The sequence below is a fragment of the Sphingopyxis sp. genome, from assembly GCF_016704835.1.
Lineage (GTDB): Bacteria > Pseudomonadota > Alphaproteobacteria > Sphingomonadales > Sphingomonadaceae > Sphingopyxis.
The window spans coordinates 977868-1003926 of record NZ_JADIZJ010000001.1; the positions used below are offsets into that span (position 1 = coordinate 977868).

The window sequence follows — 26059 nt, forward strand, 5'->3', positions numbered from 1 at the left end:
TTTCCTGAAATTCACCTTGGAATCCATCCATGCATCTTAAAGAACTCAAAACGAAATCGCCCGCCCAGCTGGTCGAAATGGCTGAAGAGCTGGGGGTCGAGGGCGCCTCGACGCTGCGCAAGCAGGATCTGATGTTCTCGATCCTCAAGGAAGTCGCCGAGGACGAAGAAATCATCGGCTCGGGCACGATCGAAGTGCTGCCCGACTCATTCGGTTTCCTGCGCTCGTCCGAAGCCAATTATCTCGCCGGCCCCGACGACATCTATGTCTCGCCGAACCAGGTCCGCAAACATGGCCTGCGCACCGGCGACACCGTCGAGGGCGAAATCCGCGCCCCGCGCGATGGCGAACGCTATTTTGCGCTGACCAAGCTGATCAGCGTCAACTTCGACGATCCCGACGTTGTCCGCCACCGCGTCAATTTCGATAACCTGACCCCGCTCTACCCGAACCAGAAACTGTCGCTCGACACCGTCGATCCGACCGTCAAGGACAAGTCGGCGCGCGTGATCGACCTGATCAGCCCGCAGGGCAAGGGTCAGCGCGCATTGATCGTCGCGCCGCCGCGCACGGGTAAAACCGTGCTGCTGCAGAATATCGCCAAGGCGATCACCGACAATCATCCCGAGGTCTATCTGATCGTCCTGCTGGTCGATGAACGCCCCGAGGAAGTCACCGACATGCAGCGCAGCGTGAAGGGCGAAGTCGTCTCCTCGACCTTCGACGAACCCGCGACGCGCCACGTCCAGGTCGCCGAAATGGTGATCGAAAAGGCCAAGCGCCTTGTTGAGCACAAAAAGGACGTCGTCATCCTGCTCGACTCGATCACGCGCCTTGGCCGCGCCTACAACACCGTGGTCCCATCATCGGGCAAGGTGCTGACCGGCGGCGTCGATGCCAATGCGCTGCAGCGCCCGAAGCGCTTTTTCGGCGCCGCGCGCAACATCGAGGAAGGCGGATCGCTGTCGATCATCGCCACCGCGCTGATCGATACCGGCAGCCGCATGGACGAAGTGATCTTCGAAGAGTTCAAGGGCACGGGTAACTCCGAAATCGTCCTCGACCGCAAGGTTTCCGACAAGCGCATCTTCCCGGCGCTCGATGTCGGCAAGTCGGGCACGCGCAAGGAAGAGCTGCTGCTCGACAAGGGCGTGCTGTCGAAGATGTGGGTGCTGCGCCGCATCCTGATGCCGATGGGCACCATCGATGCGATGGAGTTCCTGCTCGACAAGATCAAGGATTCCAAGACCAACGAGGATTTCTTCGATTCGATGAACCAATAGGGCGGATCGGCGCGGGATGATCGTCGAGCACGCGCTGTTGCAGGTTCGTGCCGGCGAAGGCGCCGCGTTCGAACGTGCCCTGGCCAAAGCCCGCCCGCTGATCGCCGCCTCGCCCGGATCTCTGGGCATGGAAGTGCGGCGCGGATGCGAAGCGGTGGAAACCTACTTGCTGATCGTGCATTGGGATCGCATGGAAGACCATCGCGATGGTTTCCGCCGCTCGGATCGATATGAGCAGTGGCGGGTGCTGTTGCATCCTTTCTATGACCCCATGCCTGTCGTGCATTATTTCGGAGAGCCTGTGTGATTGACCTTTTGTTGACCGCCGCCACCACGGCTGCGCAGGGACTGGGTGGCCCGTCAGAAATCTGGGGCCATATTGTCAGCGATTTTTCGAACATCACCGAACCCGCCGCAATGGCGGCGTTTTTGCAAGTATTGCTGATCGATCTTGTGCTTGCGGGGGACAATGCGATTGTCGTCGGCGCGCTGGCTGCGGGTCTGCCGCCCGAACAGCGCCGCAAGGTGATCCTGATCGGCGTCCTCGCGGCGCTGGTGCTGCGTATCGCCTTTGCGCTCGTCGTCACCCAGCTGCTCCAGATTGTTGGACTGATCTTCGTCGGTGGGCTGCTGCTCGCCTGGGTCGCGTGGAAGATGTGGCGCGAACTGCGTGAAGGTGCACACTCGGCCGGATCACCCGAAGTTGAAGGTGACGAACATTCGGGGCTGAAGCCCGCCAAGAGCTTTGCCGGCGCCGCCTGGGCGGTCGCAATCGCCGACGTCAGTATGAGCCTCGACAATGTCCTCGCCGTCGCGGGTGCGGCGCGCGATCACCCGGGGATCATGATCGTCGGCCTGATCGTCGCGGTCGCGCTCATGGGTCTCGCGGCGAACATCATCGCCAAATATATCGAGCGTTATCGCTGGATTGCCTACATCGGGCTTGCGGTCATCGTCTATGTCGCGGTCAAGATGATCTACGACGGCTGGGTCGATCCGTCGGTCGGCCTGGGGACGTTGCTGGGCTAGACAGCGCTGAGGGATAATCGCATCGTCGGTGAATGTCCGACGATGCGATGGTTCCGATTGCTATCCTGCTTGGGCGCGGTGAGGCGCTGACCGTTGCTGCCATGCTTGATGCCGCTGGTATCATCGTCCATGTTGGCGGCGAATATTATGCCAGCGTCTCGGCCGAGGTCGTGGCGATCGGCGGTTTTCGACTGACGGTTCCCGTCTGGCAGCAAGGCGACGCTTCGGCGGTGATTGCCGCGATGCTGAGCGAGCCAGCGCCGGCAGTCTCCATGCAGTCTCGCCGCGCGATTGGCCGTTTGGTGACGGCGATAACCGCCAGCGTCACGGTGCTGAGCTTGCCCTATGTCATGGCGCTCGGTTTCAAGGCGATGCTGGCCGTCCTGCTTGCGCCAACCTTTATGCTCGGCATTCCGGTCAACGTGCAAGGGCGCGGCGACTATTATCTCGCAACCACTGGTTCTGACTAACATTTGCTTCTTGGCATTTGGGTCAGGCTGCCCACTTAGGATTTATGCCCCCTCTCCATCTCACCAAGGTCGCGGTCGGCTGCGCGCATGTCGAGACGTTCGCGCGGCGGGTGGCGACGCGCGTACGCGATGGCGAGTTGCGCGTGCCGACGCGGATGCGGCCAAAGCGGATGGACGAGCTCGTCGGCGGCTATCTGCACTGGATCATCAAGCACCGCATCGTCGCGCGGCAGCAGATTTTGCGCTTCGACGACCGCAAGGATGGGCGCGTCGATATCGTCTGTTCGCAAGATCTTGAGATCCTGCCGCCGCTGTCAAAGCGCGCGCATCAGGGGTGGCGCTATCTGGCCGATGACGATGCGCCCAAGGCTATGGCCGTGCACGACGGCATCGCCGATCTGCCGCCGCACCTGTACCGCGAGCTTGCGGCGCTGATGCTGATCTAGCGCACACCTGTAAGCTATCCTTGCGCGGCCAGCATCTCGCCCATCTTCTCCCAGACCTTGTTAATCGCTTTGAGCGGGCGGACCATCACCTTGAAATCTATGATTTTTCCGTCTTCGTTCCAGCGGATGATATCGACACCGTTGATGTGGATCCCATCAAGCGTCGTCGCGAATTCGAGCATCGCCTGGTCGCCGTCGATGATCTCGCGCTCGTAACGGAAATCGTCGCCGCCGAGCACATGGCTCGCGGCATGGAGATAGGCGAAGACCTTGTCGCGGCCAGCCTGCGGCGAATGGACGACGGGCGAGTGGAAGACGGCATCCTTGGCCAGCATGTTGCGGAGCGCCTGCGGATCGCCGCCGCCGTCCATATAAGCGTGCCAAGCGGCAACGCCTGCCACCGCCGTCATGCCAGATGCTCGGCGAAAAAGGCTTTTGTGCGGCCATCGGCAAGCTGAGCGCCCGCGTCGTCGCGGCGATTGCCGCCAGTTGCGGCAAAGCCGTGGTCGAGACCCTCATAATCGTGGAGCGTAACCTTCGGATGCGGATCAAGGCCTTCGTGCATCTTGGCCTGCGCTTCCGATCCGACCAGATGATCCGCCGTTGGAATATGCAGCATCAATGGGTGCGCGATCGCGTGGCTTTCATTCAGCATCTGATCAATCATCACGCCATAATAGCCAACCGACGCGTTCACGTCGGTGCGTGCCGCGGCCATATAGGCCAGCCGCCCGCCAAGGCAGAAGCCGACGCAGCCAACCTTGGTGGCGCCCTGCGCGTGGAGCCAGCGGATCGCGGCCTCGATATCCTTGACCCCGTCGTCGGCGTCATAGCGGCCGAAATAGCCGAAGGCTTCCTGCAGTTCGGCTTCCACATCGGGGTCGAGTTCGACCCCGGGGGCGAAACGCCAGAACAGGTCGGGGGCAATCGCCAGATAGCCTTGCGCCGCCCAGTCGTCGCACTTCTCGCGAATCCCGGCGTTCACCCCGAATATTTCGGGAATGACGATGATCGCGCGCGACGAATCGGCATCGGGGCGCGCCACATAGGCTGGAATTTCGCTGGTCGCGTCGAGCGCGGGGATTGTGATGTTCGTCGCGGACATGGGGGGGTTCCTGACTCTTGCTAAATGGCGTTGAAAGCGCGAAGCTAGCGGGGCGATGGGCGCGGCTCAAGCGGCTAACCGGCATTTTTCGGGGCGGAGACAGGCGATGAAGTTCAATATCGAGATCGATTGCACCCCGCAGGAGGCGCGTCAGCTGTTCGGCCTGCCCGATCTTGAGCCGCTGCACGATGTCTATCTCGACCGCGTCAAGGAATTGATGGCGAAGGGGATTACCCCCGACATGGTGCAGGCGATGGTCAAGACCTGGGTGCCGATGGGCGAGAGCGGGCTGGGGTTGGTTCAGTCGCTGCTCGGCCAGTTTGGCGGCGGGTTGATGGGCGGAGCGAGCAAAGCGTCCGCGACGGACGACGACAAGCCGGCGCGAGGGCGCAAGAGCTGAATCAAGAAAGTTTAAACGACACGATCTTTGCGCTGTCGAGCGGGATGCCGCCGGCGGCGATCGCGGTGGTGCGGATCAGCGGGGCGCGGGCAGGTGAGGCGCTGCGGGCGCTCGCGGGGCGACTGCCCGAACCGCGACACGCATCCTTGGCAGAGCTGCGCGATCGCGGCGGAGCGCCGCTCGACCGCGCGTTGATCCTGTGGTTCCCCGGACCGCTGACAGCGACGGGCGAGGATCTGGCGGAACTGCAGCTGCACGGCGGCCGTGCGGTGGTTGCGGCGGTCGAGGCGGCACTGGCGGCGATCCCGGGGCTGCGGCGCGCCGCGGCGGGGGAGTTTACCCGGCGTGCGTTCCTCAACGGGCGGATCGATCTGGCCGAGGCCGAAGGGTTGGCCGATCTGCTCGCGGCAGAGACCGAGAGCCAGCGGGCGCAGGCGCTGGGCATGGCGAGCGGACATGTGTCGCGCGCGGTCGCGGCGTGGCAGGATCGATTGCTGACGCTGATGGCGGGGGCCGAGGCAGAGCTGAATTTTGCCGATGAGGATGATGTCGAAGTTGGCGAAGGCGTCGCGCAGCGGTTGATTTTGGGAATGGCAACGCTGGCGGGCGAGCTGGGGGAGTGGCTGTTGCGGCCGGCGGCGGAAGTGATTTCCGAGGGCTTGTCGGTCGTCATTGCGGGGCCGCCCAACGCAGGAAAATCCACGTTAATCAATGCTTTGGCTCAACGCGAACTGGCGATTGTGTCGCCGGTGGCGGGGACCACCCGCGATGTGATCGAGACGGCGCTGGCGCTCGACGGGATCGCGTTGCGCTTTTCGGATACGGCGGGACTGCGCGCGGAAAGTTCCGACGCTATCGAGATGATCGGGATCGATCGGGCCAAGGCGGCGGTCGTGGCGGCGGATATCCTGTTGTGGCTGGGGCCGCCGCGCGATGCGCCGGACCATCCGCGCGCGATTCTGATCGCCGCGCAGGCTGACCGGTGGCGCGGCGATGCGGCGACCGAAGCCGAGGCGGCGCGGTGCGATCTCACCCTATCGGCGGCGACGGGTGAGGGAATGGACAGGCTCCATCGCATGATCGTCGCGCTGGCGCGGACGTTGTTGCCGCGCGAGGGCGAGGCGGCGCTGCGCCAGCGCCAGCGTGCGGCGCTCGACGACGCGCGCGACTGGCTGCAGATTGCAGCGGGCTCGCGCGAGGCTTCCGACCTGGTCCTGATTGCCGAGCGACTGCGGCTCGCGAGCGGCGCGCTCGACCGGATCACCGGGCGCGCGGGCGTAGAAGATATGCTCGACACCTTGTTCGGACGTTTTTGCATCGGGAAATGATGTTCCACGTGAAACATCGCGGTGGTCGCACGACAGTGGATTTGGTGCCAGATTTGGGCTAAGGGCGCCGCAATCATGCACAGCAGCATATCCTATGATGTCATCGTCGTTGGCGGTGGCCACGCCGGAACTGAAGCCGCGGCGGCGGCGGCGCGGCTTGGCGCGCGGGTGGCGCTGGTCAGTTTCGATCCGGCGCTGATCGGGACGATGTCGTGCAACCCGGCCATCGGGGGGCTGGGCAAAGGACATCTGATGCGCGAGGTCGACGCGCTCGATGGGTGGATGGCGCGCGCCGCCGACAGCGCAGCGATCCATTACCGGATGCTCAATGCGTCGAAGGGCGCCGCGGTGCACGGGCCGCGCATTCAGGCTGACCGGACGCGTTATCGCGATGCGATCCAAAGTCTGCTGGCGGCTGAGGATGACATCACGGTGATCGCCGGTGAAGCGGCGGCACTGCGACTGTCGAACGACGGCGGGATCGTCGAGGGGCTGGTTCTTGGCGACGGGGCTGCGTTGACCGCGCCCGCCGTCATACTCGCAACCGGCACCTTCCTGGGCGGACGGATGTTTCGCGGCGAGGAGCGGATGGTTGGGGGGCGCATCGGTGAGGATGGCGCGCATCGGCTTGCCGAGCAGCTGCGCGCCGCCGATCTGCCGATGGCGCGGCTCAAGACCGGCACACCGCCGCGACTCGATGGGCGAACGATCGATTGGGCTCGGCTGGAGGCACAGCCGTCGGATGGGGCAACATGGACCTGTTCCACGTGGAACAACGCGCGCACGGTTCCGCAGATTTTCTGCGCGATTACGCGCACCAACACCGCGTCGCACACGATCATCGCCGACAATCTGCACCGTTCACCGTTGTTCACGGGGGCGATTGGCGCGGCGGGGCCGCGCTATTGCCCTTCGATCGAGGACAAGATTCATCGCTTTGCCGATCGCGACGGACATCAGGTGTTTCTGGAGCCCGAGGGGCTCGACACGCATCTGGTCTATCCCAATGGCATTTCGACGTCGCTGCCCGCCGATGTCCAGCTGGCGATGCTGCGTACGATGGAAGGGCTGGAGGCGGTCGAGATGGTCGTGCCGGGCTATGCGGTCGAATATGACCATATCGATCCGCGTGCGCTCGACCGCACGTTGCAGGTGCGCGCGATGCCCGGCCTCTATTGCGCGGGACAGATCAACGGTACGACCGGATATGAAGAAGCCGCGGCACAGGGGCTGATTGCCGGCGCCAATGCCGCACTGGCGGGGCGCGGCCGTGCGCCGCTGATCCTCGATCGATCCGAATCCTATATCGGGGTGATGATCGACGATCTGGTGTTGCAGGGGGTGACCGAGCCATACCGGATGCTCACCGCGCGCGCCGAATATCGCCTGAGGCTCCGTGCCGACAATGCCGCGACGCGACTCACGCCGATCGGGATCGAACTGGGGCTGGTGCGTCCGGCGACGGCCGAGCTGTTCGCGGCGCGGCAGGCAGCGCGCGCCGAGGCCGAAGCCTTGCTGGCGGTCCCGGTGACGAGCGCTGATTATGGCGTGATCGGGATGACGATCCCCGGCGACGGAATTGCGCGGACGCGCATCGAGCTGCTGCGCTTTCCCGATGTGACGATTGCGACGCTGGCACGGCTGGCGCCCGAGCTTGACGCTATCGATCCGACGATCATGGCCGAGCTGGTCGAGGACGCGCATTATGCCCCCTATATCGCGCGGCAGGATGCCGAGTTGCGCTCGCTCGCGGCGAACGAGGCAATCAGCCTTGACGCGGCGCTCGACTATGCGGCGATCGGCGGACTGTCGCGCGAGATGGTCGAACGCCTCGGCAAGGCGCGCCCGGAAACGCTGGGGCAGGCGGCGCGGATCGATGGCGTTACGCCGGCGGCGCTGACTGCGATAATGGTGCATAGTCGGCGGCGGGCGGCTTGACCTGCTCGAGCGGCTTTATGGAAACGCACCCAAAGACACAAAGATGGCGATTGGGCTCGCCGCGGTAGTCGGCGGGAATACCGTGAGGCCTGTTCAGATGAGATGACCGCGTCAGGGTTTGTCGCCGAGTGATCGAGGGTGCAGCAAGATCTTTGTGTCGTTGTGTGAGATTTGTCCTGGTCCGTGTGATGCGCCATTTCGCCGCGGCTTGGCGTGGTATGTCTATTGGCTCTCACAAGGGCGCAAAGGCACGAAGAAGAATAGGCGGGATTCCGCTTTCGCGGGAATGACGAAATTGGGGTTGTGAGTTGATGGATAGCGGTCAAGCGATACTGGGCAGCGAAGAAGCGGCTCGCGGATGGATCTGCGCGACCTTTGCTCCGTCGGCCGTTCGATGGGCGCAGCTTGAGCGGTTTGCGGCGATGCTGGTGGCCGAGAGTGCGCAGCAGAATCTGATCGCGGCGTCGACGATCCCGATCCTGTGGGTTCGGCATATCGCCGACAGCGCGCAATTGCTGGCGCTTGATCGTGATCGCGGCGGGATGTGGCTCGACCTCGGGAGCGGGCCGGGGTTGCCGGGGCTCGTCATCGCGATGCTGAGCGGGCGGCCGATGGTGCTGGTCGAATCGCGCCGACGGCGGTGCGATTTTCTTCGTGCCGTGGTTGCCGAACTGGCGCTTTCGCACGTCGAGGTGATCGAAGCACCGCTTGAACGCATCGAAACGCGCGCCGCGGCGACGATCAGTGCGCGCGCCTTTGCACCGCTCGACAGGTTGATCGACTTATCCGCCCGTTTTTCCACCGAATCGACGCGCTGGCTGCTGCCAAAGGGCCGAAATGCGGTTAAGGAACTGGCGTTGTTGTCGCAGCCGTGGCAGAATCTGTTTCACGTGGAACAAAGCCTCACCGACGCCGACAGCCAGATTCTGGTCGGAACGGGGCAAGTCACGGGTAAGAAACGAGGAAAAGCATGATCCGCATTTGCGTGGCGAACCAGAAGGGCGGGGTTGGCAAAACGACGACCGCGATCAACCTGGCGACCGCACTCGCGGCAACCGGCTGGCGGACGCTGATCATCGACCTCGATCCGCAGGGCAATGCGTCGACAGGGCTGGGGATCAAGCAGGCTCAGCGCGAATTTTCGAGTTACGAGCTGCTGCGCGGCGACGCGACGCTGCGCGAATGCGCGATTGCCACTGCGGTGCCGCGGCTCGACATCGTGCCGGCGACGGTCGACCTGTCGGGGGCCGAGATCGAGCTGATCGAGTTTCAGGACCGTCTGCACCGCATGCAACAGGCGCTGTCGGGGCCTGACGCGGCGCAGTGGGACATTTGCCTGATCGATTGCCCGCCGTCGCTGGGGATGCTGACGTTGAACGCGCTGATCGCCGCCGAATCGCTCATCGTGCCGCTGCAATGTGAGTTCTTCGCACTCGAAGGGCTCAGCCAGCTGCTCACCACGGTCGAGCGCGTACGTGAGCGTTTCAACCAGAAATTGTCGATCCTGGGCGTCGCGCTGACGATGTTCGACCGCCGCAACCGGTTGACCGACCAGGTGTCCGACGATGTTCGCGACGTGCTCGGCCCGGTGGTGTTCGAAACGGTGATCCCGCGCAACGTCCGTTTGTCCGAAGCGCCGAGTCACGGCCTGCCGGCGTTGATTTACGATCATCGCTGCGCCGGGTCGGCGGCGTATATCGCGCTGGCGCGCGAGTTGATCGATCGCCTGCCCAACGTCCGCAAGGCTGCCTAAATGACTGACACTAAAGACGAAAGTGGACCGACACCGGCGCGCAAGCGGCCCTCTGGGCTCGGGCGCGGGCTGAACGCGCTGTTCGGCGACGTTGCTGCGGAGGCGCCCGTGCTGGCAACGCCCGGAAGCGCCGCAAAAACCGCCCCGACGGGGTCGAGCGATTCGGTGCAGCATGTGCCGCTGGGGTCGATTCGGCCCTTGCCCGGTCAGCCGCGGCGCCATTTCGACGACAACGCCATATCCGAACTTGCCGATTCGATCGGGCTACGCGGGCTGTTGCAGCCGATCATCGTCCGCCGTGCGCCCGATGGCGACGGCTATCAGCTCGTTGCCGGCGAACGGCGCTGGCGCGCGGCGCAGCGCGCCGGACTGCATCAGATTCCGGCGCTGGTGCGCGAACTCGACGATGCCGCAACCTATGAAATCGCGCTGGTCGAGAATATTCAGCGGCAAGACCTCAACGCGATCGAAGAAGCGGGCGCCTATCGCCGCCTGATCGACGATTTCGGGCATAATCAGGACGCCTTGGCGAAGCTCGTCGGCAAATCGCGCAGCCATGTCGCGAATCTGATGCGGTTGCTCGACCTGCCCGCGCCGGTGCAGGCCCTGGTCGGCGATGGATCGCTCGCGATGGGACATGCGCGCGCGCTGATCGGCGCCGCCGACGCCGAGGCGATCGCGCGGCGGGTGGTCAAGGAAGGTCTGTCGGTGCGTGCGGTCGAGGCGCTGGTGCGCGGTGCCAAGGGCGGCGGGCGGCAGACGCCACTGGAATATAAGAGCATGGACGGTGGTGGCGGGCGCGATCCCGACATCATCGCGGTCGAGCGCCATTTGTCCGAGCTGCTCGGCATTGGCGTCGCGATTCAATATGCCGGGGGCGGCAAGGGCAATTTGACGCTGAAGTTCGCTTCGCTCGACCAGCTTGATATGATTTGTCAGCGACTGAGCGGCGAGGCGATCTGAGCCCTCCGGCTCCTCATCCCGGACATAGGATGCGAATCGTTCAGGCTCCGCTTTCTGCGGGCAACTCAATTCCTTCCTGCCGGCGCGCTTAATTTGTGCCAGTCCGGGCCGTTAAAGAAGGACGGGCGGTCTCCACGACCGCGCCATCATCAGGCTAAAGTCCTGATTTATCTCGCTGACCATGGGTAGAGCGGGCCAATTCCTACTGCGCTGTTAACCAAGCTTGCTGGCAAAAGCTGAACCTGTCGCCCGCTAAAGAGGTCGACGAATGGGGTGGGATATCCATTCGCATTTCGACAATCAGTTTTCGGATTCAAGGGACCAAACATATGCGCAAATTTGGAATGAAGCGCGCCATCGTCGGCGCCGCGATTGCTGCTCTCGCCCTGAACGCCCCGGCGGCGCATGCGGCTTCGGCAAATGGTACGGCCACGGCCAAGATCCTGCGTCAGATCACGCTGACTAACACCAGCGCTCTGCAATATGCCACGATCATCAGCGGTGCGACGGCCTCGACCGTGGCGGTTTCGACCAGCGGCGCGGCGACGTGCGGCGCGGGCCTGACCTGCACCGGCACGACGACGGCGGCGAACTTCGACGTTCAGGGCACCAATGGTGCAGTCGTGCTCGTCGGCGGCGATGCGAGCGTCACGCTCAACGGTTCGCTGGGCGGCACGATGGCCTCGACGCTTAGCTATTCGGCGGCGAACATCACGCTGGGTGCCACGGGCGGCAGCTTTCAGGTCGGCGGTACGCTGAGCGTCGGCGCCAACCAGACGGCGGGCGATTATACCGGGACGTTCAACGTCACCGCAAACTACCAATAAGGTGGGGGAACTGGCGGGCCGACGGCCCGTCAGCCAATCAGGGGTCGCCCGGCGCAGGTCTGGCGGCCCCTTTTTTGTGCGCGGCACGCAAGTCGCGGACATGGTTAGCGAAATATCAACCATGTTGGCGCAGGCAGGGTGTGACCAGCGGAGCGGCGCCAGCCATTCCGGACCAACGATTGTGGGGATCGTATCCATGTTGCGCTTTTTCAAAGGCTTCGGCCTGTTCTCCTTCTTTTTGCTCGGGGCCGTGGCGGTACCGGCACAGGCGGCGGGCGACCTGCTCGTCGCGCCGACCCGCGTCGTGCTCGACGGTTCGCGTGGGACCGAGGTGGTGCTCAACAACATCGGCGCCGAACCGGCAACCTATCGCATCAGCCTGGAAATCAAGCGGATGACCGCCGTCGGCGGACTCGACGAGATTGCCGAGGAAAACGCCAGTCCCAACGAACGCACGGCGCTCGACATGATCGCGTTCAGCCCGCGCCGTGTCACGCTGCCGCCGAACCAGCCGCAAGTGATCCGGGTCGGGGTGCGTATTCCCGAAGGCACGCCGCCGGGTGAGTATCGCGCGCATATGTTGTTTCGCGCCGTGCCCGACGCCGCGCCGGCGGTTGCTGCCGATGCGGCCAAGCCGGCGAGCACCGGCGTGTCAATCGCGCTGACCCCGATTTACGGCATCACCATTCCGGTGATCGTGCGCGTTGGCGATCTCGGCGCCGAGGCGGTGATCGGCGACGCATGGGTCGCCGACACCGCCGACGGTCCGGCGTTCAACTTTGGGCTGACGCGGACGGGCAATCGGTCGGTTTACGGCGACATCGAGGTAACGCGGCCGGGGATCAGCGAACCCTTGCTCGTCGCGCGCGGCATCGCGGTCTATCCCGAAGTGAGCGCGCGCGAGGTTTCGCTGCGCGTCCCGCCGGAACTTGCCGCAAAGCTCAAGGGGCCGGTGCGCATCCGTTATACCGAAGACCGCGAAATCGGTGGCGGCACGATCGATCAGGCCGACCGAGTGGTGAAGTGACGGCGTAGGGACGCGGCGAAAGCCAAAGCCGTGATTCGCGCGGCGCTGACCCGATGGAAACCGGCGATCCTTGCCGGGCTGGCGCTGGTGGGGCTTGTCCCTGCTGGCGCCGGAGCCGTGGATACAGCGCCGGTTTCGCTGGCGACCGACAGCTGGGCGCCGAACGAGGACGACAGCTGGCTGTTCGATATGCGGTCGGGGCAGTATCGGCTGGGCGACGGAGTGCGCGGGTACCAGACGCCGCAGGGGATCTGCGTCGACCTCGCCGATGTCGTGCTCGCGCTCGACCTCGCGGTGCGTGTCGACAAGAAGTTGCGCCGCGCAACCGGCTGGGTGTTCGACGAACGGCGCAGCCTGGTGATCGACCGCGAGGTCGGCGAAGTGCGCGCTGGGAGCCAGAGCTACCGGCTTTCGGCGACGATGATCCGCGACACGCCCGCGGGCTGGTGCGTCGATCTCGACAGCCTCAACGCCTGGCTAGGGGTACCGATTGCTGCCGATCTGTCGAACGCGGTGCTGCGGATCGAATCGAAGGACAAGCTCCCCTTCCAGCTCGCCGCCGAGCGGCGCGCGCGCGCGGCGGGGATCCGCCCGACGGCACAATTCGACCTCGCCAGCCTGCCGCAGGCGTCGCGGCCCTATCAGGCGTGGGCGATGCCGTCGGTCGATGTCGTTGCCTCGGCGGGGTTCGTGTCGGACAAGCGCGGCGGTTCCTATGTCCAGGGGCGCTACGAGATTTTTGCCGCGGGCGAGGTGCTGGGGCAGAGTTTCGACGCGCGGCTGTCATCGGACAATGAAGGCGTCCCCGACAGCCTGCGCATGCGGCTGTATCGCACCGATCCCGAAGGCCGGCTGCTCGGGCCGCTGAAAGCGACGCATTATGCGGTGGGCGATGTCAGCCTGTTGTCGACCGGCGCGGTGGCGTCGTCGGCGCCGGGGCGCGGCGCGGTGGTCACCAACCGCCCGATCGAGCGCCCCGACAGCTTCGACAAAACGACCTTTCGCGGCGATCTGCCGGCTGGCTGGGACGCCGAACTCTACCGAAACGGGCAGTTGCTGGCGTTTACCAGCCCGAATCGCGATGGCCGCTACGAATTTCTCGACGTCCCGCTGCAATATGGATCGAACCGCTTCGAGATCGTCCTTTATGGCCCGCAGGGGCAAATCAGGCGCGAAATCAAGCAGGTGCAGGTCGGGATGGATTCGATCCCGCCGCAGCAGACCTGGTATTGGGCGGGGTTTGCGCAGGAAAACGCCGACCTGATCGAATTCGGCGGGCGGCGGCGCGGTCCGTTCCGGCGCGGCTGGCGCGGGACGCTGGGGATCGAGCGCGGGCTCGACACGCGGACGTCGGTCGCCGCTTATGCGCATAGCCTGATGATCGAGGATGTTCGGCGCAATTACGCCGAGGTGGCGCTGCGCCGCTCGCTCGGGCCGACCCTGCTCGAGGTTGGTGCCGCGCAAGCCGACGACGGTGGCGGCGCGGTGCGCGCGAGCTGGTTGGCGGCATTTGGTGAAACCTATGTCCGTGCCGATGCGATGCGAGGTTGGAACGGCTTTGTGTCGGACCGCCTTATCAGCAATATCAACGGCCTCTATTCGATCTCGGTCGATCAGTCGCTCAAGCTGGGGCAGACCGTGCTGCCGCTGCATTTTGACGTTCGTCACATCGAACGGCGATCGGGCATCGACAGCATCGAGGCCAGCGCGCGCGCGTCGGCGAGTTTCCGGGCGCTTACCTTTACCGGTCAGCTCGACTGGAGCCGTACCAAAGCCCCGGTCGGGCCCGATCCGCCCGATAATCTGACCGCCAGCCTGCTCGCCAATGCCCGGATCGGGCGCGTCCGCCTGCGCGGCGAGGCGCGCTTTGCGCTGTCCGGGGACAGCAGCGACACGCGCGTGGCGCTGATCGGCGAATGGGCGGGGAAGGGCGATGCCGAATGGCGCGCCGAACTCGGTTATGACCGCGGGCTCGGGCGGGCGCGGGTCGGTGCCGGATATACACGCCGTTTCAATCGGTTGCAGCTGAGCGGGTTCGGCGAGGTGGCGAGCGACGGCTCGCTCGCGGCGTCGTTGTCGCTTGCCTTCAGCCTGGGGCCAAAGCCGAACGGCGGCTGGCGCGTGTCGAGCGAAAAGCTTGCCAGCCGCGGCCAGGTGATCGCCGACGTGTGGATGGACGACAATGGGGATGGCGTTCGCCAGTCGGGCGAGGCAGCGCTGGCGGGGGTGCCGCTGACCGCGGGCCATGCCTATATCGAGCAAGCGACCAGCACAGATGGTCAGGGCACGATCGATGGTCTCGAACCCTTCCGCCCGGTGCTGATCGGCATCGACGCTGGCAGCCTGCCCGATCCCTATGTCCAGCCGGCGCTGCCGGGCGTGGTGGTCACGCCGCGGCCCGGCGTCGCGACGCGGGTTGCGCTGCCGATGGTTGCGGCGGGCGAAATCGAGGGGACGCTGCGCCGTGACGGCGGTAATCCGATCGAGGGGCTGAGCCTCGAGCTGGTTGATGCCGAAGGACGCGTGCGTGCGACAACGCTGACCGAGTTCGACGGCTATTTCCTGTTCGAAAGCGTGGCTTATGGGCGCTACACGGTGCGGCTGGGCAAGGCGTCGGCGGCGGCGCTACGCCTCGATAGCGGTTTTGCGATAGGTGCGGTGCCGGGCAAGGCAACACCGCGGGTGTGTCTGGGCACGTTGCTGCTAAAGCCGTTGGGTCGCAACGTCGCGTTGCACGAAGCAGCCCCGCCGGACGGAAATAGCGCGCGGGGGCCGCCGGGCGAGGGCAGTGGGGGATTGTAGCCCCCTCCGCAAAGCCGACACTATATGTGTCGCAGCGCGCGGCGAAACAGGTGAAGCATCGCGGCGATTAGCGCGGAAATATCGGTCCGTGGAAGGCATGGTGTGAAAAAGGCGGCTTGGATTGTTGGAACGCTGGCTCTCATGTTCGCGGCCGTAGGCCTGCTTGCGGTGCTGATAACCGCCGTGCCATCGCCGCGCGATGAAAGCAGCAGGCCGCCGCCGATCGGCCGCAATCCGCAGGCAGCGCAAACCAGACAGGTCTATTCGCCGATCATCGCTAATGATCCTTATGTCGCCGACCAATGGGAAAATTCGATCCAAGCATTGGAGGCGGCGTGCGCCAAACGCGGCGAATTTTGCGATGAAGCCCGACAAGCGCGCCGATCGGTAAACAGATAGCGGACGCTCCGCCGGGCTTCAGCTCAGCAGCGGTTCGAGCGCGTCCCATTCGCGATCGACTGCGCGGCGGCCGGCGTCGATCGCGGCGCGGATTTTCGCCGGATCGAACTCAAGCGTTTCGGCAACGTCTTCTTCGGGTTCGATGATGCGGATCGGCGCGAAGCGGTAGCGCGATATCTGGACATCCAGCGGGCGGAGGATGCGCGCCGCCTGCGCGCCGCCGATGCCTTCGCTTTGCAGCGCGCGCAGCTGGGCCTCGCGCGCGGCGATCAGGTCGTTGATCAGCGCGGCGCCTGCCAGGTCGTTGGCCGAAACTTCGGATTGCAGAATGTCGACCGCGCGCAGCCCGATCTTGATGAGGTTGGGGAAGGTGCGGATCGGGCCGGGCTGGGGCGCGGGTGACGCGCGCACCGCGATGACGCCGCGCGGGTTCAATTCGAGCGCCGCGCTGAGCGGAGTCACGTCGCGCACCCCGCCATCGACCCATTGTTCCTCGGTCCCGTTGCTCGCGCGCGTCTTGAGCGGGTCGAAGAACAGGGGCATTGCGCAGCTGGCATAGACCCAATTGTGGATGCCGGGCACATTCTCGTCGATGCTGCGATAGGTTCCCGTGCCGAGATTGACGACGCCGAGCAATAATTTTCGCCCGCTTGCGCGTAGCTTAGCGTCATCGGCAAAATTTTTGAGCAGGCGCTTGAGCGGTGCGGTGTCGTAGATCGCATCCTCGCCAAGCAATCCCCCGACGACGCCGAGCGGGCGCGACTTGTAGATCGAGCTGTTGCCGCGAATACCGAGCCAGGCGTCGAGCAGCCCCGGCACATCGTCCTGCGCGACGCCGAGCGCCTGGATCGCGCCGGTCGATACGCCCGCGACAATATCGAGGCGAACGCCCCGGTTCACCACCAGTTCGTGGACGACGCCGACCTGAAAGGCGCCCTTGGCGCCGCCGCCACTCAAAACGATTGCCAGCCCGCCTGCCATGCCGTGCGCCTCCTTGGCTGGGAGCATTTTAACGCATTACGGGTCGCTTCCCAAGGCGCGAAGTCGCTGCCTGGCATAAATCCCGACGCCAAATTAACCACTTTTTATCCATGATTAGCCACAGCGGAGGGGAGCATGAATTTGCCTGTGGGGAAGCCAGTCAATGTCCGATCTATCCGGTTCGCTGAAAAACCGCCCGACGAGCGTCGATGTTGCCATCGTCGGCGCCGGCCCGGCAGGGCTGACCGCGGCCTATCAGCTGACCCAGCAGGGTTACCGCGTGACGGTGATCGAAAAGGATCCGGTCTATGTCGGCGGGATCAGCCGCACCGTCGAGCATGAGGGTTTTCGCTTTGACATCGGCGGCCACCGCTTCTTTTCGAAGAGTCGCGAAGTCGTCGATCTGTGGAACGAGATTCTGCCCGACGATTTCATCGAGCGGCCGCGGATGAGTCGCATCTATTATGAGGGTAAATTCTATTCCTATCCGCTGCGTGCGTTCGAAGCGCTGTGGAACCTGGGTGTCATGCGTTCGACGCTGTGCATGGTGAGCTATGCCAAGGCGAAACTGCTGCCGAACAAGACCGTGCGCAGCTTTGAGGACTGGACGATCAACCAGTTCGGGCGGAAGCTCTATTCAATCTTCTTCAAGACCTATACCGAAAAGGTGTGGGGCATGCCGTGCGACGAAATGTCGGCTGACTGGGCGGCGCAGCGCATCAAGGGGCTTTCGCTCGGCGGCGCGGTGATCGACGGGCTGAAGCGCAGCCTCGGGCTGAACAAGCGCCCGAATGACGGCATGGCGACCAAGACCCTGCTCGAAACCTTTCGCTATCCGCGGCTTGGCCCCGGCATGATGTGGGATGCGGCGCGCGACAAGGTGATTGCGGGCGGCAACCATGTGTTGATGGCGCACAGCTTCAAGCAGCTGACGCAGGATCAGGTGAGCGGCCGCTGGCGGTTGACCGCGAACGGTCCCGACGGCGACGTCGTGATCGATGCGGCGCATGTGATCAGCTCGGCGCCGATGCGCGAGTTGGCGGCGCGTATCCATCCGCTGCCCGCCTGCGCGCTGAATGCGGCGCCGAAGCTGAAATATCGCGACTTCTTGACCGTTGCGCTGAAAATCCGGTCGGAGGATCTGTTCCCCGACAACTGGATCTATATCCACGACAGCAAGGTGCAGGTCGGCCGGGTGCAGAATTTCCGCAGCTGGTCGCCCGAAATGGTGCCCGATCCCGACCTCGCGTGCGTCGGCCTTGAATATTTCTGTTTCGAGGGCGACGGATTGTGGGCGTCGAGCGACGAGGATCTGATTGCGCTGGCGACGAAGGAAATGGCGATCCTTGGCCTCTGCGATCCCGCGGATGTCGTTGGCGGCGCGGTGGTGCGCCAGGAAAAGGCTTATCCGGTCTATGACGACGACTATGCCGCGCACGTCGAGGCGATGCGCAGCGAGCTTGAGGCGCGCTATCCGACGCTGCACATGGTCGGGCGCAACGGCATGCACCGCTATAACAACCAGGATCACGCGATGATGACCGCAATGCTGACGGTGCGCAACATCGCCGCAGGCGAGCGTGTCTATGACATTTGGGGGGTCAACGAGGACGCCGAATATCACGAGAGCGGGACCGAGGGAGAGCAGGCCGCGCTTGCGTCGGTCCGCGAGGTTCCCGCACGCGTGACGAAGGCCGCCTGAGGCCTTGGCCAGGGGCGTTCTTGCCATGCTGCCCGTCACCAAATTGATCGGATCGATCCGCCGCGGCGAGATGCGCTGGCTGAACTATCTGCTCGCGAGCGGGCTTGCGCTGGGCAGCGACGCCGGACTCTTCCTGCTGCTGCTCGATGCGGGACTGTCGCCGATGGCGGCATCGGCGGTCGGTTATTGCTCGGGAATATTGGTCCATTGGCTGGTGTCGAGCCGCCTCGTCTTTGCCGACGGTGTCGCGACGCGCGGCACGGGTGAACGGCATCGCCAGAAAATGCTGTTTGTCGGGTCGGCGCTGATCGGCCTTGCCGTCACGACGGCGATCGTTGGTACCGGCAGCGCGCTTGGGCTCGATCCACGCCTTGCCAAACTGGCGGCGATCGTCGTCAGTTTCCAGACCACCTATCTGCTCCGCCGCCATATCGTTTTCCGGGCCGCCGCGGCGTGACCGACGTCACCGCGCCTGTTGTGGGCGGCGCGCTGGCGCAGCCGTCAGCGCCAATTTCGGATGGCGCCCCGCTCAACCGCTGGCTGACGCCGGTACGGATTGCGCTGATGTTGTGGGCGGCGATGAGCCTGGTCGCGATTATCGTGAACTGGCAGGCCATCGGCGCGCTGGATCTGTCAGACACCGACGATGCGATGCGGATGGCGCAGGTGCGCGATCTGCTGGCCGGGCAAAGCTGGTGGGATCTCAAGCAATATCGGGTCAATCCGGCGGGTGGCGGGGTGCTGATGCACTGGTCGCGGATCGTCGATGCGCCGCTGGCGCTCGGCATCCTCATCCTCGAACCGCTGTTCGGGCAAGCGCTGGCCGAACGGATCGTGATGATGTTGTGGCCGCCAATGCTGGGCGCGGCGCTGAGCGCTGCCTGCGCGCTGGGCTATCGCAACCTGTCCGACTGGCGGATCGCCTATGTCGCGCCGCTGTTCCTGATCATGGCGGGTTTCATCGTGATCCAGTTCCGCCCGCTGCGTGTCGATCATCATGGCTGGCAGATCCTGCTGGCGATGCTGATCATGGCGCAGGCGCTGCGGCCCGCGACATGGCGCGCGGGGTTATGGGGCGGGTTTTTCGCGGCTGGCTTGCTGGCGGTGTCGATCGAAGGACTGCCAATCGTCGCGCTGTTCGCGGGACTGGCGGCGCTGCGCTGGGCCTTGCACGGCCGCGCCGCTGATCGCGACCGTCTTTGCGGCTTGATGGGCGCGCTCGCGGGCGGGGCGATCCTGCTTCAGTTCGCCACGCGCGGTCCGGTCGGGCTGGTGGGCACATGGTGCGATTCGTTGTCGGCGCCCTATATGGCGGCGTTCGTCGCTGCCGCGGCGCTGACCTTTGGCGCGGCGCGGGCGAACCCGGCGGCGGCTTGGGCGCGGTTTGGCCTGCTGGGCGCGGCCGGTTTAGCGGCGGCGGGCGCGCTGGTGTGGACCGAGCCGGCATGCGCCAAGGGGCCTTTCGCATCGCTCGACCCGATTGTGGTCGAATTTTGGTATCGGCATGTGCTCGAAGGCCAGCCCTTGTGGGCATCGAAGTGGCAGGACGCCATCCACGTCCTGGTGCCGTCGCTGATCGGGCTCGCCGGATCGGTTCTGGCGTGGCGGGGATCCAGCGCCGCCGTCGATCGCCGCAATTGGGCGACGGTGATCGCTGCGCTGCTCGGCGCGGCGGCGCTATCGCTGCTCGTGCTGCGCAGCACGGCCACCGCGCACCTGTTCGCGCTGCCCGGCTGCGCGTGGCTTGGGCTGCGGCTGTGGACGTGGGCGCGGACGATTTCGTCAGTTGTCCCGCGCATCATCGGTTCGGCCGCCGCCGCGCTCACGCTGCCGTTGATCGGCAGTACAGCGTTTGCGGCGGTGCTCACCGCGATTGTGCCGTCGCTGCAAGCCGAGGAAGCCCGGGTTGCGGCGGAGATGGCGACGGAAAGTCGCTATCAAAAAACGTGCCTCGACCCCGCCGCAATCGCGGCGCTCGATCACCTGCCGGTGACGACGATCCTCACCCCGATCGACCTGGGGGCCCCGGTGATATTCTGGAGCAAGCATGATCTGGTCGCGACGCCGCACCACCGCAACAAGGATGCGATGGCGGACAGCATCCGCGTCTTTGCGGGTGATCCCGCGCAGGCCGAGGCACTCGTCCGCAAACATGGCGCGACGCTGATCGTGTTTTGCCGGACGGCCAACGACCTCACCAAATATCGCCGCGCGCGCCCGGACGCGCTGGCGGCGCAGCTTTACGCCGGCAAACCGCCGGCGTGGCTCGCAGCGGTGCCGATAGCATCGCGTGCCGGGCTGTCGGTGTGGCGGGTGAAGCCCGCGGCAAGGTGAGGCCGCGGCGTCAGGCGGCGCGGAAGGTCAGCGCCGCGCCGTTCATGCAATAGCGCTTGCCGGTCGGCTTCGGCCCGTCGTTGAAAACATGGCCGAGATGGCCGCCGCAGCGTTTGCAATGCACTTCGACGCGCGCATAGCCGAGATCATAGTCGGTCGACGTCGCGATCCCGCCCTTGAGCGGGGCCCAGAAGCTCGGCCAGCCGGTCTTGCTGTCATATTTGGTCTTGCTCGAATAGAGCGGCAGCGCGCAGCCCGCGCAGACGAAGGTGCCCGCGCGCTTTTCCTTGTCGAGCGGATGGCTGAATGGGCGTTCGGTCCCCGCTTCGCGCAGCACATAAAATTGCGGCGCGGTCAGGCGCTTTTTCCATTCGGCTTCGGAGAGGCGCCAGCCGGGTGCCGCCTGCGGACGCGACGATTTGGCGAAAAGCATCGGGGCGGCGATGACGCCGCCGCCAAGGGCGAGTCCAGCGAGCAGGTAACGGCGGTCGATCATGGCGGACTCCTGACCCGTTGGCCGGGCCTTCACGCTAGATACGCTGTCTTGTGGCGCCAGGTTTCACGCCGCGTCAATATTTCTCCAGCTCGACCTGCATATGGCGGTAGCCGTGGACGAAGCTGGCGTTCACGCGCTCGGGTTCGGCGAGCACGTTGACCCGCAGGCGGCGCTTCTGCATTTCGGAGATCAAAGTGGTGAGCTGCAGTTCGGCGACGCGTGCCCCGACGCAGCGATGAATGCCATAGCCAAAGGCGAGGTGACGGCGCGCATTTTCGCGGTCGACGATGATCCGGTCGCCGTCGGGAAAAACGCTCTCGTCGCGGTTGGCCGAGGCGTACCAGAGCGCGATCTTGTCGCGCTTTTTGATCTGATGGCCGAACAGCTCGGTATCCTCCATCGCGGTGCGGCGCATGTGCGCGAGCGGGGTCTGCCAGCGGATGATCTCGTGCATCGCGTTGACCGCGAGTTCGGGATCATGGTTCGTCTCGAGCTTGGCGCGTTCCTCCGGAAAACTGTGCAGGCCATAGGCATAGGCCGACATCGAGTTGCGCGTCGTGTCGTTGCCGCCGACGATGAGCAGGATCAGATTGCCCATGAATTCATGCTCGCTCATATGCTTCATCGCGTCGGACTGGAGCATGATCGAGATGAGGTCGTGCTGGCCGGGGTTCAGCGCCTTGCGGTCCCACAATTCCTTGAACGCCGCGCCCATTTCAAACGCCTTGGCGGTGCGCGCCTGGCGCTGTTCAGTGGTGTCGAAGGATTCGATATCGCCGAGCGCGTCGGACCAGGCGGTCAGCCGGTGGCGTTCCGCCCACGGAAAATCGAACAGGATCGCGAGCATGTCGGTGGTGAGTTCGATCGACAGTTTTTCGACCCAGTCGAAGGCTTCGCCGATCGGCAGGGTGTCGATCAGGTCGCTGGTGCGCTTTTGCGTGTCGGCGCGCATGCGCTCGATTTCGGAGGGGCCAAAGGCGGGGGCCACCGTACGACGCTGCGCGGTATGCTGCGGCGGGTCCATCGCGATGAACATCGGCAGCGGAATTTCGCCTTCTTTCAGATGTTCGACGCCGTCACCGGCGACGGTGATCCCGCCATATTCCCACGACGAGGAGAAAATCTTGGGCAACGCCTCGATATGCTGGATCGGTTTGTAGGTGGTCACCGACCAATAGGGGCCGAACTTCGAATCTTCGCAGCGATAGATCGGCGATTCGGCGCGGAGCTGGCGCATCGGCTCCTGCCAGCGGTCCTCGCTCCACAATTCGGCGCGGCTGACATCGAGCGGATTGGCGATTTCGGGGGCGGTGCGAATCTGGGTGGCCATGGGGCTGCTCCTCTGAAGGGCCGTCTGGCGCGGCCTGATCAGTTGCAGAATGCCACTATTTACAGCTTTGTCAATGAGGGTCGGCGGGCTGCGCAGTTGTGGCGGCAGCAGCGGTGGCGGCGCGCGCCACCGCCCGTCCGCCGCGCCGCCAGAACTTCCAGCTGCTGCCGCCGCTCAGTACCCCGGCGCGGAAGAGGCGGACCGAGAGAAAGACCACAAGCGCCACCCAGATCGCCTGCCAGCTGAGCGCGAGCAGGTGGACCGCCTTGCTGTCGTCGGTTGCGGCGCGCGCCGCCATCGCCAGCGGTGACGAGAAGGGGAAAATTTGCGCGATCGTTGACAGGCGACTGCCCGGGGCGCTGGCGGCGGCGGTCGACAGGCTGAACATGCCGACCTGGAAGATGGTGATCGGGAGGCTGAGCATCTGGATTTCGCGCACCGTCGCGGCCTGCGCGCCGACGCCGAGGAACACCGCGCCGAGCAGCAGGAAGGAGAGGATGAAATAGACGAAACCGATGCCGAGGAAAAACGGCCAGCCGGTCGCGGGCGCCGCGGCGAGGGCCGCGGCCGCCTTGCTGGCGCTTTGCACGGACGCGAGCGCGGCCGGATCGATCTGCAGCGCGGCGATCAGCCCGCCCGCAAGCGCCATCACAAGCCAGAAGGCGATAAACAGCACCGCGACGCCGAGAAAACCGAGCAGCTTGCCGAGGAAGACGCTTTCGAGCGGGACCGCGGCAGCGAGGATCTCGATGACCTTGTTGCCCTTCTCCTCGGCGAGCGAGCTGACCGTCTGACCCGCGAGGAGAAGGGTGAGCAGGAAGATGATGAAGACCGCGCCGAAGCCCAAAGACTGCTGGAGTGCGATGCTGGTACCGCCGCTCGACAAGGATTCGAATCGCGGTGCCACCGGGGGCAGAGGTCCGGCGGCTTTTGAGCGAAGAACATCGTCAGCGAGCAGCGCCAGATAGCGCCCCGCGTTGCTGTCCGGCTCACGCTCGACGATGCGCGGGGTGGCGAGCGGACCGCTGAGGACGGCGTAGGTGTCGCTGCCCTTTTCGCGCGCAATCGCAACCGGGTCGGCGTTGGCAGGGCCGGCGATACGTATCACCAGCGCCGGTACCTGACGGGTCAGGCCGCCGCGCAGGCGCACATCGGCGGCGCGCAGCGCTGGGACATCGGAGGCATCGGCGACCGCGACGATGCGGCCGGCGCCGCGCGCGCTGTCGGCAAGCTGCGAGGCGCCCATGCCGCCGGCGAGCCCCATGCCGACCATGAACAGCGGCGCGAGCAGGAACAGCAGGAAGGTCGGGGTCGCGACGATCGCGAGAAAGTCGCGGCGCGCGATGACGAACATGTTTTTGAGGAAGGGGGTCATGCCAGCGCCTCCTCGACCGCGTCGGTTCCGGCATTGGCGTCGAAACTCGCATCGACCTGGCGGACGATATGGACAAACGCGTCATGGAGTGCGGGACGGGTAATCGACAGGCCCGCGACGCCAAGGCCGCTGGCGGTGATCCGCGTCAGCATCGGTTCGACGTCGGCATCATCGATCGGAAAAAACCAGCTGTCACCGCGCAATTCGGCGCCCGCTGGGAGCAGCGCGGCGATGGCGGAGGCGTCAGCGTCGGCGCGCGGCGTGTAGCGCACCTGCATCGGCAGCAGCCCGCGAGCGTCGTCGACCGTCCCCTCGAAGCGCCGCTGCGAGCGCGCGATGATCGCGAGTCGGTCGCAGAGGCGCTCGGCGTGCGCCATGACGTGAGTCGAAAACAGGATCGTCGCGCCGCGATCGCGCTCACGGCGGACGAGCGTTTCGAGGCGTTCCTGGTTGACCGGGTCGAGGCCGGAGAAAGGTTCGTCGAGAACGATGAGGTCGGGAGCGTGGACGATCGATCCGATCAGCTGGATCATCTGCGCCATGCCCTTGGACATTTTACGGATTTTTTCGTCGATCACGCGTTCGAGCCCGAGCTCGGTCATGAAGGTCGCGGCGCGTCGGCGTCCCTCCGACCAGTCGAGCCCGCGCAGCGCTCCCATGAAGGCGATCGCCTCGCGCGCCTTCATTCCGGGATAGAGCCCGCGTTCCTCGGGCAGATAGCCGATGCGGTGGCGCACCGCCTGCGGGCGTTCGCCAAAGACGCGGCTGGAGCCTGCGTCGGGGTCGATAATGCCCAATGTCATCCGCAGGCTGGTGGTTTTGCCCGCGCCATTGGGGCCGAGCACGCCATAGATGCTGCCGGTTGGCACGGCGAGGCTGACATCGTCGACCGCCTTGAAATCGCCGAAATATTTGGTGAGGCCTCTCGCCTCGACGCTGAAATCGTTCAAGCTTCGGTCCCTGATCTGATTGTCCGCAAGCTATGGCACGGACGGACGGCTCGCGTATAGAGCGGCAATGGTTGCCGAAGCCTTGCTTTCCATCGAAGACCGTCTGGAGACGGTGGCGCGCGCGCATGGCTTTGTCGCGTTCGGGATCGCCGATGCGGGCGCGGCGCCCCAAACCGCTGAGCGATTGAACCAGTGGCTCGCCGAAGGGCAGCACGGCGACATGATCTGGATGGAAAGCCGCGCCGCGCAGCGCGGTTCACCCAGGGGACTATGGCCCGAGGTCCGTTCGGTGATCGCGCTGGGGATGAGCTATGCCCCGTCGCACGACCCGCTGGCGCTGGCCGATCACCCCGACCGCGGGCGGATCTCGGTCTATGCGCAGGGGGGTGACTATCATGACGTCGTCAAGAAGGCGCTCAAGGCGGTCGCGCGCTGGCTGGTCACCGAAGCACCGGGGCCGAGGTCAAGGTCTTCGTCGATACCGCGCCGGTGATGGAAAAGCCGCTGGCCGAGGCGGCAGGGCTCGGCTGGCAGGGCAAGCACAGCAATCTGGTCAGCCGTGACCATGGCAGCTGGCTTTTTTTGGGTGCGATCTACACGACGCTGGATCTGGCGACGAGCGCACCGGGGCGCGATCGGTGCGGCAGTTGCTCGGCGTGTCAGGTCGCTTGCCCGACGCAGGCATTTCCGGCGCCGTATCGGCTCGATGCGCGGCGCTGTATCTCGTACCTCACGATCGAGCATGACGGGCCGATCCCGCATGAGCTGCGCCGTGGGATCGGCAACCGCGTCTATGGTTGCGACGATTGTCTTGCGGTCTGTCCGTGGAACAAGTTCGCCGAGACGGCGCACGCGCACCGCGCATTCCTGCCGCGTGCCGAGCTGGTGGCGCCGTCGCTCACCGACCTGCTCGCGCTCGACGATGCCGGGTTTCGGCAGGTGTTTGCGGGGTCGCCGATCAAGCGCATCGGGCGCGGGCGGATGGTCCGCAACGCCGCAATTGCCGCGGGGAACAGCGGAGATGTCGGGTTTCGGCCGATGCTGGAGCGGCTGAGCAAGGACGAGACGCCGATGGTGGCGGACGCGGCAAGCTGGGCGCTGGACGAATTGACGCCGTGACG

24 protein-coding genes and 1 pseudogene are annotated in these 26059 nt (G+C 65.0%); 18 read left to right on the forward strand and 7 right to left on the reverse strand.

All coding sequences use genetic code 11. From position 1 onward, the window contains the following. Positions 1-29: 29 nt before the first annotated feature. From rho to IPF76_RS04910, 5 genes are read left to right on the forward strand one after another with little or no spacing between them, the layout of a single operon-like run. Complete coding sequence (gene rho, locus IPF76_RS04890) at positions 30-1283, forward strand: transcription termination factor Rho (RefSeq protein ID WP_293840363.1); 1254 nt, start codon at positions 30-32, stop codon at positions 1281-1283. A gap of 16 nt (positions 1284-1299) precedes the next feature. After that, complete coding sequence (locus IPF76_RS04895; protein ID WP_293840366.1) at positions 1300-1590, forward strand: antibiotic biosynthesis monooxygenase; 291 nt, start codon at positions 1300-1302, stop codon at positions 1588-1590. Next, entirely contained in the window at positions 1587-2312 is a 726-nt protein-coding gene (locus tag IPF76_RS04900; RefSeq protein WP_293840368.1) for a TerC family protein, read from the forward strand. Before IPF76_RS04895 ends, IPF76_RS04900 begins: the two co-directional genes overlap by 4 nt. Positions 2313-2344: 32 nt before the next feature. Further along, on the forward strand, positions 2345-2782 hold the full coding sequence (locus tag IPF76_RS04905; protein WP_293840371.1) for a hypothetical protein: 438 nt from the start codon (positions 2345-2347) through the stop codon (positions 2780-2782). A 44-nt stretch (positions 2783-2826) separates the two neighbouring features. Beyond that, positions 2827-3228, forward strand: coding sequence for a DUF1489 family protein (locus IPF76_RS04910; RefSeq protein ID WP_293840374.1), 402 nt, complete (start codon positions 2827-2829; stop codon positions 3226-3228). A 14-nt stretch (positions 3229-3242) separates the two neighbouring features. Here IPF76_RS04910 and IPF76_RS04915 read toward each other — a convergent pair whose 3' ends face one another. Beyond that, entirely contained in the window at positions 3243-3638 is a 396-nt protein-coding gene (locus tag IPF76_RS04915) for a nuclear transport factor 2 family protein (RefSeq protein WP_293840377.1), read from the reverse strand. After that, the gene (locus tag IPF76_RS04920) at positions 3635-4333 is read right to left on the reverse strand and encodes a dienelactone hydrolase family protein (RefSeq protein WP_293840380.1); all 699 of its coding nucleotides are present in this window, start codon (positions 4331-4333) and stop codon (positions 3635-3637) included. Before IPF76_RS04920 ends, IPF76_RS04915 begins: the two co-directional genes overlap by 4 nt. A gap of 106 nt (positions 4334-4439) precedes the next feature. On the opposite strand from IPF76_RS04920, the gene IPF76_RS04925 reads away from it, so the two are divergent. The 9 genes from IPF76_RS04925 to IPF76_RS04965 all read left to right on the forward strand — a co-directional run bounded on the left by IPF76_RS04925 (position 4440) and on the right by IPF76_RS04965 (position 15371). Further along, on the forward strand, positions 4440-4733 hold the full coding sequence (locus IPF76_RS04925) for a DUF6489 family protein (protein ID WP_293840383.1): 294 nt from the start codon (positions 4440-4442) through the stop codon (positions 4731-4733). A gap of 23 nt (positions 4734-4756) precedes the next feature. Next, the gene (mnmE, locus tag IPF76_RS04930) at positions 4757-6061 is read left to right on the forward strand and encodes a tRNA uridine-5-carboxymethylaminomethyl(34) synthesis GTPase MnmE (RefSeq protein WP_293841927.1); all 1305 of its coding nucleotides are present in this window, start codon (positions 4757-4759) and stop codon (positions 6059-6061) included. 75 nt (positions 6062-6136) lie between these two features. Beyond that, positions 6137-7999, forward strand: a complete 1863-nt coding sequence (gene mnmG, locus IPF76_RS04935; RefSeq protein ID WP_293840385.1) for a tRNA uridine-5-carboxymethylaminomethyl(34) synthesis enzyme MnmG — start codon at positions 6137-6139, stop codon at positions 7997-7999. Between the two features lie 311 nt (positions 8000-8310). Next, on the forward strand, positions 8311-8973 hold the full coding sequence (gene rsmG / locus IPF76_RS04940) for a 16S rRNA (guanine(527)-N(7))-methyltransferase RsmG (RefSeq protein ID WP_293840388.1): 663 nt from the start codon (positions 8311-8313) through the stop codon (positions 8971-8973). Beyond that, positions 8970-9752 carry an AAA family ATPase gene (locus tag IPF76_RS04945; RefSeq protein WP_293840391.1) on the forward strand — a complete coding sequence of 261 codons (783 nt, stop codon included), beginning with the start codon at positions 8970-8972 and terminating at the stop codon, positions 9750-9752. The genes rsmG and IPF76_RS04945 overlap by 4 nt, the downstream gene beginning before the upstream one ends. Then, entirely contained in the window at positions 9753-10715 is a 963-nt protein-coding gene (locus IPF76_RS04950; protein ID WP_293840393.1) for a ParB/RepB/Spo0J family partition protein, read from the forward strand. Positions 10716-11044: 329 nt separating this feature from the next. Beyond that, the gene (locus IPF76_RS04955) at positions 11045-11542 is read left to right on the forward strand and encodes a DUF4402 domain-containing protein (RefSeq protein ID WP_293840396.1); all 498 of its coding nucleotides are present in this window, start codon (positions 11045-11047) and stop codon (positions 11540-11542) included. A 196-nt stretch (positions 11543-11738) separates the two neighbouring features. Beyond that, positions 11739-12569 (forward strand): molecular chaperone, encoded by an 831-nt coding sequence (locus IPF76_RS04960; RefSeq protein ID WP_293840399.1) that lies wholly within the window; start codon positions 11739-11741, stop codon positions 12567-12569. Positions 12570-12599: 30 nt separating this feature from the next. After that, complete coding sequence (locus IPF76_RS04965) at positions 12600-15371, forward strand: carboxypeptidase-like regulatory domain-containing protein (RefSeq protein ID WP_293840403.1); 2772 nt, start codon at positions 12600-12602, stop codon at positions 15369-15371. A gap of 417 nt (positions 15372-15788) precedes the next feature. On the opposite strand, the gene IPF76_RS04970 is transcribed toward IPF76_RS04965, so the two are convergent. Beyond that, entirely contained in the window at positions 15789-16778 is a 990-nt protein-coding gene (locus IPF76_RS04970; RefSeq protein ID WP_293840406.1) for a patatin-like phospholipase family protein, read from the reverse strand. 136 nt (positions 16779-16914) lie between these two features. Between IPF76_RS04970 and IPF76_RS04975 the strand changes: the two genes are divergently transcribed. Genes IPF76_RS04975 through IPF76_RS04985 form a run of 3 tightly spaced genes read left to right on the forward strand, consistent with a single transcriptional unit; the run spans position 16915 to position 20787 of the window. Continuing rightward, positions 16915-18453, forward strand: a complete 1539-nt coding sequence (locus IPF76_RS04975) for an NAD(P)/FAD-dependent oxidoreductase (RefSeq protein ID WP_293840409.1) — start codon at positions 16915-16917, stop codon at positions 18451-18453. Between the two features lie 25 nt (positions 18454-18478). Continuing rightward, the gene (locus IPF76_RS04980; RefSeq protein ID WP_293840412.1) at positions 18479-18910 is read left to right on the forward strand and encodes a GtrA family protein; all 432 of its coding nucleotides are present in this window, start codon (positions 18479-18481) and stop codon (positions 18908-18910) included. Further along, complete coding sequence (locus IPF76_RS04985) at positions 18907-20787, forward strand: hypothetical protein (RefSeq protein WP_293840415.1); 1881 nt, start codon at positions 18907-18909, stop codon at positions 20785-20787. Before IPF76_RS04980 ends, IPF76_RS04985 begins: the two co-directional genes overlap by 4 nt. Before the next feature lie 10 nt (positions 20788-20797). Here the strand turns inward: IPF76_RS04985 and msrB are convergent, their stop codons facing one another. The 4 genes from msrB to IPF76_RS05005 form a co-directional block, all read right to left on the reverse strand. Further along, positions 20798-21283: a peptide-methionine (R)-S-oxide reductase MsrB gene (gene msrB / locus IPF76_RS04990; protein ID WP_293840418.1), complete on the reverse strand. Its 486-nt coding sequence runs from the start codon at positions 21281-21283 to the stop codon at positions 20798-20800. A gap of 73 nt (positions 21284-21356) precedes the next feature. Further along, positions 21357-22613: a cytochrome P450 gene (locus IPF76_RS04995; RefSeq protein ID WP_293840421.1), complete on the reverse strand. Its 1257-nt coding sequence runs from the start codon at positions 22611-22613 to the stop codon at positions 21357-21359. 70 nt (positions 22614-22683) lie between these two features. Next, positions 22684-23988 (reverse strand): ABC transporter permease, encoded by a 1305-nt coding sequence (locus IPF76_RS05000; RefSeq protein WP_293840424.1) that lies wholly within the window; start codon positions 23986-23988, stop codon positions 22684-22686. Continuing rightward, positions 23985-24938, reverse strand: coding sequence for an ATP-binding cassette domain-containing protein (locus IPF76_RS05005; RefSeq protein ID WP_293840426.1), 954 nt, complete (start codon positions 24936-24938; stop codon positions 23985-23987). Before IPF76_RS05005 ends, IPF76_RS05000 begins: the two co-directional genes overlap by 4 nt. A 67-nt stretch (positions 24939-25005) precedes the next feature. Between IPF76_RS05005 and queG the strand changes: the two are divergent. Then, positions 25006-26057: pseudogene (gene queG / locus IPF76_RS05010) on the forward strand (tRNA epoxyqueuosine(34) reductase QueG). The last annotated feature ends 2 nt before the right edge of the window (positions 26058-26059 follow it).